General features: G+C 68.2%; 5 protein-coding genes and 2 pseudogenes. 3 read left to right on the top strand and 4 right to left on the bottom strand.

The features are described 5' to 3' along the window. On the top strand, window positions 1–886 hold an 886-nt coding region (locus tag A5747_RS11635; RefSeq protein ID WP_076124227.1), incomplete at its 5' end, for a leucyl aminopeptidase. A 21-nt stretch (window positions 887–907) separates the two neighbouring features. Here A5747_RS11635 and A5747_RS11640 read toward each other — a convergent pair. Both A5747_RS11640 and A5747_RS11645 read right to left on the bottom strand, forming a co-directional pair. Continuing rightward, on the bottom strand, window positions 908–2,500 hold the full coding sequence (locus A5747_RS11640) for an NAD(P)/FAD-dependent oxidoreductase (protein WP_076124229.1): 1,593 nt from the start codon (window positions 2,498–2,500) through the stop codon (window positions 908–910). A 3-nt stretch (window positions 2,501–2,503) separates the two neighbouring features. After that, window positions 2,504–2,968, bottom strand: coding sequence for an SRPBCC family protein (locus A5747_RS11645; RefSeq protein WP_076124231.1), 465 nt, complete (start codon window positions 2,966–2,968; stop codon window positions 2,504–2,506). Window positions 2,969–3,105: 137 nt separating this feature from the next. On the opposite strand from A5747_RS11645, the gene A5747_RS11650 reads away from it, so the two are divergent. Beyond that, on the top strand, window positions 3,106–3,450 hold the full coding sequence (locus A5747_RS11650; protein ID WP_076124233.1) for an aminopeptidase: 345 nt from the start codon (window positions 3,106–3,108) through the stop codon (window positions 3,448–3,450). Between the two features lie 7 nt (window positions 3,451–3,457). Here the strand turns inward: A5747_RS11650 and A5747_RS11655 are convergent, their stop codons facing one another. Then, a complete protein-coding gene (locus A5747_RS11655; protein WP_076124236.1) occupies window positions 3,458–5,236 on the bottom strand; it encodes an SDR family oxidoreductase in 1,779 nt (592 codons plus the stop codon). A gap of 207 nt (window positions 5,237–5,443) precedes the next feature. Between A5747_RS11655 and A5747_RS11660 the strand changes: the two are divergent. Beyond that, window positions 5,444–6,206: pseudogene (locus A5747_RS11660) on the top strand (biotin/lipoyl-containing protein); the annotation flags it as partial. On the opposite strand, the pseudogene A5747_RS25755 reads toward A5747_RS11660, so the two are convergent. Continuing rightward, window positions 6,146–6,286, bottom strand: a pseudogene (locus tag A5747_RS25755) (hypothetical protein); the annotation flags it as partial. The pseudogenes A5747_RS11660 and A5747_RS25755 sit on opposite strands and share 61 nt — an antisense overlap. Window positions 6,287–6,333 lie beyond the last annotated feature (47 nt).

Genomic DNA, 6,333 nt, shown 5'->3' on the forward strand with positions numbered 1-6,333 from the left:
GGGCCTGGAGGTCGAGGTGCTCGACGACAAGGCGCTGCAGAAGGGCGGCTACGGCGGGGTGATTGGCGTCGGCCAGGGCTCGTCGCGTCCGCCGCGGCTGGTGCGGCTGATCCACCGGGGTTCGCGGCTGGCCAAGAAGCCGAAGCAGGCCAAGAAGGTGGCGCTGGTGGGCAAGGGCGTCACCTTCGACACCGGCGGCATTTCGATAAAGCCTGCCGCGTCGATGCATTACATGACGTCGGATATGGGCGGGGCGGCCGCGGTCATCGCGACCGTCACGCTGGCCGCGCAGCTCGAATTGCCGATCGACGTGATCGCGACGGTGCCGATGGCCGAGAACATGCCGTCGGCGACCGCGCAGCGCCCCGGCGACGTGTTGACCCAATACGGCGGTACGACGGTCGAGGTGCTCAACACCGACGCCGAGGGCCGGCTCATCCTGGCCGACGCCATCGTCCGCGCGTGCGAGGACAATCCCGACTATCTGATCGAAACCTCGACGCTCACCGGCGCCCAGACCGTGGCGCTTGGCGCGCGCATCCCCGGAGTGATGGGCAGCGACGAGTTCCGCGACCGGGTCGCGGCGATCTCGCAGCGGGTCGGCGAGAACGGCTGGCCCATGCCGCTGCCCGACGAGCTCAAGGACGACCTGAAGTCCACCGTGGCCGACCTTGCCAACATCAGCGGGCAGCGCTTCGCCGGCATGCTGGTGGCCGGCGTGTTCCTGCGCGAATTCGTCGCGGACGGAGTGGCCTGGGCGCACATCGACGTGGCCGGCCCGGCGTATAACACCGGCAGCCCATGGGGATACACGCCCAAGGGGGCCACCGGCGTCCCCACCCGGACGATGTTCGCGGTACTGGCCGATATCGCAGAAAACGGCTAGCGGAAAACGGCGAGCGGCAGGTTATTTGGTCAGCAGCGAAATCACCGCGCGACTCATCTTGCGCCGCGGCCAGCCCGTGATCCCATCGGCGGCCAGCGCGGCGTGGGCCGCGTTGCGTCCGCACGCGCCGTGCACCGAGCCTCCCGGTGTAGCGGACGCACTACCGAGATACAGCCGCTCGACCGGTGTTTCGGCTCGCCCCATCCCCGCGGCGGGGCGAAACAGCAGCAGCTGCTGCAGTTGCGCGGTTCCCCCGTTGAGCGCCCCCAGATGCAGGTTGGCGTCGCTGGCCTGCAAATCCGACGGCCGCTGCACGCACCTGTCGATCACACGCGAACCAAACCCCGGCGCGTGCTCTTCGATAACCTGATCCACCGACGCGGCGAGTCGCTCGGCCGAGGCGTCGTCGGCGACGTTTCGCGGCAAATGCGTGTAGGCCCAAACACTTTCGGTGCCCACCGGTGATCTGCTCGGATCCGCCGTAGTGGTCTGTCCCAGCAGCAGGAACGGATGCTCGGGCACGACACGGGTGTTCAGGTCGGCCATCCAGCGAACCAGGCCGTCCCCGTCGGCGCCCAGATGGACGGTGCCCGCGCTCTGCAGGCTTTCCGATCGCCACGGGACACGCCCGTCGAGGGCGTAGTTGACCTTGACTACCGGTGGATCCCAGATGTAGTGCTCAAGCTCGCTGATCAGGCCGGGCGGAACCGCATCCGCGGGCAGCATGTCGCAGAACAGGCGTGGTGCCGTCACGTCGGCCACGATCGCCCGGCGCGCCCGAATGGTGCCCCCGCCGACGGTCATCACACCAACCGCCCGGCCGCCCCGCACGTGGATGCGAGAAACGTTCTGGTTGCACTCGATTCGCGCGCCGGCCGATTGGGCACGGTTCACCAGGGCGGCGGTCAATTGACCCGACCCGCCGACGGGCACGGGCCAGCCCTGGTCTTGAGCGAGCATGGTCATCAGAAAACCCATCACGCCGCTGCCGGGGGCATCCGGTGGTACGTCGGCGTGCATCGCGTTGCCCAGCAGCAACAGCCGGGGCGCTTCCCCGCGAAACAACCGCTCCACCATCGTGTTCGCCGGCTGCACCAGCAAGTGCGCCAGCCGGACCGCGTCCGACGTACCGAGTTTGAACAGCAGCCGTAGCAGCGGCCGCACTGGCGGAAAGGGTGCGAACATGGCGTCCAGTAGCGGCGCCTTGACCTTTTCCCACAGTTGCACGACCCGCCACCAGTTTTCGCCGTCGGCAGGCTCGCGCCGCGCCAATTCCGCGGCGGTGTGCGCGGGATCGCGATACAGGACGGGCGGGTCGTCGTCGTCAGCGTCGCGCGGATGACCCACCACCGCCGGCGCGTGCGACCACCGCAACCCGTGGTCTTGCAGCCGCAAGGCCGCCATCGCGGGCGAGGCCACCGTCATCGGGTAAAACGAGCTGAACAAATCGGTGATGTAACCCGGTGTCAGCTCGGCGCTGCGCACCGCGCCACCGGGTTCCGGCTGGGCCTCGAGCACCAGCACATCCCACCCGGCGTCGGCCAATATCGCCGCGGCCACCAGCCCGTGGTGTCCGGCTCCGATGACGACGGCGTCGGCCGCGGCCGCGGCCATGCCCTATCCGACCTGGCTCGGCGCGAGCTGTTCGGCCAGAGCCGCGAGCCGCATCAAGCATTCGCGGTTGCGTGGATAGATGGCGGCGAGCACGATGCGATCCGGAGCCAGGCCGATCGGGCCAGCGGCCGGAACCTCGATCATCTCGATCCGGCAGCCCTCCGGAATATCGCTGAGCCGCATGGTTATTCGCGCGGCACCCAGGCGGCCGAGGCCGGCACGAAGAACCAGTTCCTCTCCGTCGGTGCAGCTTTCAACGGTCGTCTGGTCGTTGATCACCAGCGGCCATACCCCGACGGAGTGCCGGATGGACGAGCCCGGCTTGGGCCAATGCGGGTCGACGGCGCGGGTTCGGCTGTTGCCCACAACCCACTGGGTATACGTCCAACCGTCTGTCATCGCGTCCCAAACCCGTTCCCGGGAAGTGCGCACCTGTCGGCTGGTGCCCCACTCTTTCGTCAGCGTCATCGCAAAGTCCCTTCACACCGGCGTCTCGCTGGCGAGTACCCGACTCGGCGCAACCCAAGCGTTGCCTCGGGAGACGTTTAACCGTGCGGCGCGGCGGATAACCCTCCCACGGGTCGGCGTTCGACAGGAGGCAAACTGTGACTACGCGACGGTTGATCATGGCGCTGGGCGCCGTGCTTTTGCTGGCCGGTGTCATTGGGCTGCTCGTGCCCGTGTCGGTATCTGACAGCGGCGGCACATCCATTTCATGCGGGAACGGGATTGCCCCGGATTCCTCCGCGGCGCGCAACGCCAACGACAAGAACGGCGCGAACATCCCGATCCTCAACCAGGTCATCCCGCATACCGACTTTGTGGCGCAATGCAATTCGGCCGTGCACGGTCGGCAGATGTGGGCCATCCCGCTCGCCGTGATCGGGATCCTGGGGATCGCCGGCGCGTTGCTGGTATCACGCGGTCCTCGAGCGGCAACCGGCCCGTGAGGGCGGGCTAGATCACCCGCATCCGGGCGGTGCTGCGCAGCGCCTGCGGCAGCACCCGTGAAATGCCGTAGAGCGCATAGGCTTCCGGCGCGACGGGGCGGATCGGTTTGTTCTTCTTGACCGACGACAAGATTGCGTTGGCGACCTTGTCGGGCCCGTAGTGGCGCAGCGCGAACATCTTGCCCAGCTGACCCCGGCGGCCGTCGACGTCCTCCTCTTGCTTGCCGGCGGGCGCGTCGAAGCGGGTGGTGTTGATGATATTGGTGTCGATCACCCCGGGGCAGATGGTGGTCAACCCGACGCCGGCGGCGTCGAGTTCGGCCCGCAGGCAGTCGGAGAACATGTAACTGGCGGCCTTGGACGTGCAATAGGCGCTGAGCGACTGCAGCGGGGCATAGGCGGCCATCGACGACACGTTGACGATGTGCCCGCCGGTGCCGCGCTCGACCAGGCGCCGCCCGAATGACCGGCAGCCGTTCACCACGCCGCCGAGGTTGACGTCGAGCACCCGGTCGAATTGCTCGGCCGGGGTGTCCAGGAAGTTGCCCGCCTGCCCGATCCCGGCGTTGTTGACCACGATGTCGGGCACGCCGTGGTCGGCACTGACCCGCGCGGCGAAGGCCTCGACCGCCTCGGTGTCGGACACGTCGAGCACATAGGGGTGGGCGACGCCGCCCCGCGAGGCGATCTGGGCGGCGGTTTCCTTGACCGCGGCCTCGTCGATGTCGCTGACGACCACCTCGGCGCCCTCGCGCGCGAAAGCGAAAGCGGTCTCGCGCCCGATGCCGCTGCCCGCGCCGGTGACCGCGACCAGCATGTCGCCGAAGTACTCGCGCGGACGCCCCACTTGGGCGCGCAGCAGCGCGCGGCTGGGCTGCTTGCCCTCGGCCAGGTCGGCGAAGTCATGCACCGCGGCGGCCATCACCTGTGGGTGCGACATCGGCGAAAAGTGCCCGGCCTTTATGTCGCGCCGCCACAGCCGTGGCACCCAGCGCGCGGTCTCCTCGTAGGAGTAGGGCCGCACGTACTTGTCCTGAGTGTTGACGATCAGCTGCACCGGTACGTCGACGATGTGGATGGCCTCGCGGCGTTTGGAAAACGAGCGAAAGTAGTTGGCGGGATAGGTTTTCACCGACTGGGCGGCGTCGCGCGCCAGGTTCTCGGAGTGATGGATCAGCTCGTCGGGGATGTTGTCGACGACGTTGCGCCGCAGCGCGGGGACCGACATCGTCAGCCGCAGGAACAACGGCGCCAGCACCGGGATCGAAAGAAACACCATGTAGCTGAACCGCAATGTCTGGCTGATCGCGCGTGCAAACCGTCGCGGCCGCCACGGCCGCCGCAGACCACTGAAGATGTAGTCGACCAATTGCTCATGGCTCGGACCCGACACCGAGGTGAACGACGCGACCCGATCACCGGCGCCGGGCCGCTTCAGGTACTCCCACACCCCGACCGAACCCCAGTCGTGTGCCAGCACGTGGACCGGGCTGCCGGGGCTCAGCTCGCCGGTCACCGCGGCGAAGTCGTCGGCGAACCGCTCCATGGTGTACGCCGAAACCGGCTTGGGCACCGACGACAGCCCGACGCCGCGGTTGTCGTAGCGGATGACCCGGAAGCGCTCGGCCAGGTGCGGGACGACGCCGTCCCACAGCACATGCGAGTCGGGAAAGCCGTGCACCAGCACGACGGGCGGGCCCTCGAGGTTGCCTTCTTCGTAGACCGCGATGCGTGCGCCGTCCGCGCTGTCGACGAACCGCTGGGGTACCTGTTGAATTGCCGGCATCGGACCTCCCCGCTCTCACTGGCAGTGGCCACACCGTAGCAAGCGGGTTGGGGCTGACCTGGCGCCGAGCGCGGTCCGCCCTGGATGTATGCCGGTGCGGGCGCAATGACAGGATAGTTTCGAAACTTGGCCTCCACGCCGCCTACACCGCGGTGTGGTAAGCCAGATGTCGACCTGCGCCGACAACCGATCGAGGAGTCAATAGAGATGGCCTTCTCCGTGCAGATGCCGGCCCTCGGTGAGAGCGTCACCGAGGGAACGGTCACGCGCTGGCTCAAGCAGGAAGGCGATACGGTCGAGCTCGACGAGCCGCTGGTCGAGGTGTCGACCGACAAGGTCGACACCGAAATCCCGTCGCCCGCCGCCGGTGTGCTGACCAAGATCATCGCCCAGGAGGACGACACCGTCGAGGTTGGCGGCGACCTGGCGGTGATCGGCGACGCGGGCGAGCAACCCCAGGGCCAGCCCGCAGCCCAAGCAGAAGCCCAACCCGAAGCCCAAGCGGAACCCGAAGCGCCTAGCCAGCCCAGCCAACCCGAGCCGGAACCCCAAGCGGAACCCGAGTCCGAACCCGCGGCGGCGGCTCCCCGAGCGCCCAGCGGCGACTCGGGTGACGGGCAGCCGGTGCTGATGCCCGAGCTCGGTGAGTCGGTGACCGAGGGCACCGTGACTCGCTGGCTGAAGAAGGTCGGCGATTCCGTCCAGGTGGACGAGCCGCTGGTGGAAGTGTCCACCGACAAGGTGGACACCGAGATCCCGTCACCGGTGGCCGGTGTGTTGGTCAGCATCACCGCCGACGAGGACGCCACGGTCCCGGTGGGCGGCGAGTTGGCGCGGATCGGCGTCGGAACCGACGACCGCGCCCCCGCTGCGCCCGCCCACACCGGTGCCCGTCACCTCGGCGAGGTCGATGTTGTTCTCGGTGGCCAGTTTTCGCACCAGCGGGGTCACGTATGGGGCGCCGTCGGTTGAGGTCTCCGCCGCCGGCCGCTGGGGTGCGGCGGGCTCGGCTTTCGGCGGCGGCGCGGCTTGCGGACGTTTCCTCACCACGATCAAACACCGGCTCGAAGAGGGAGCGTTCGAGGCAGACCTCGGCG

The sequence above is a fragment of the Mycobacterium sp. IS-836 genome (assembly GCF_001954275.1).
In the GTDB taxonomy this organism is placed as follows: domain Bacteria; phylum Actinomycetota; class Actinomycetes; order Mycobacteriales; family Mycobacteriaceae; genus Mycobacterium.

Coding starts and splice junctions, on each gene's coding strand:
- A5747_RS11640 (WP_076124229.1), bottom strand. CDS start 2,500: ATGGCCGCGGCCGCGGCCGACGCCGTCGTCATCGGAGCCGGACACCAC.
- A5747_RS11645 (WP_076124231.1), bottom strand. CDS start 2,968: ATGACGCTGACGAAAGAGTGGGGCACCAGCCGACAGGTGCGCACTTCC.
- A5747_RS11655 (WP_076124236.1), bottom strand. CDS start 5,236: ATGCCGGCAATTCAACAGGTACCCCAGCGGTTCGTCGACAGCGCGGAC.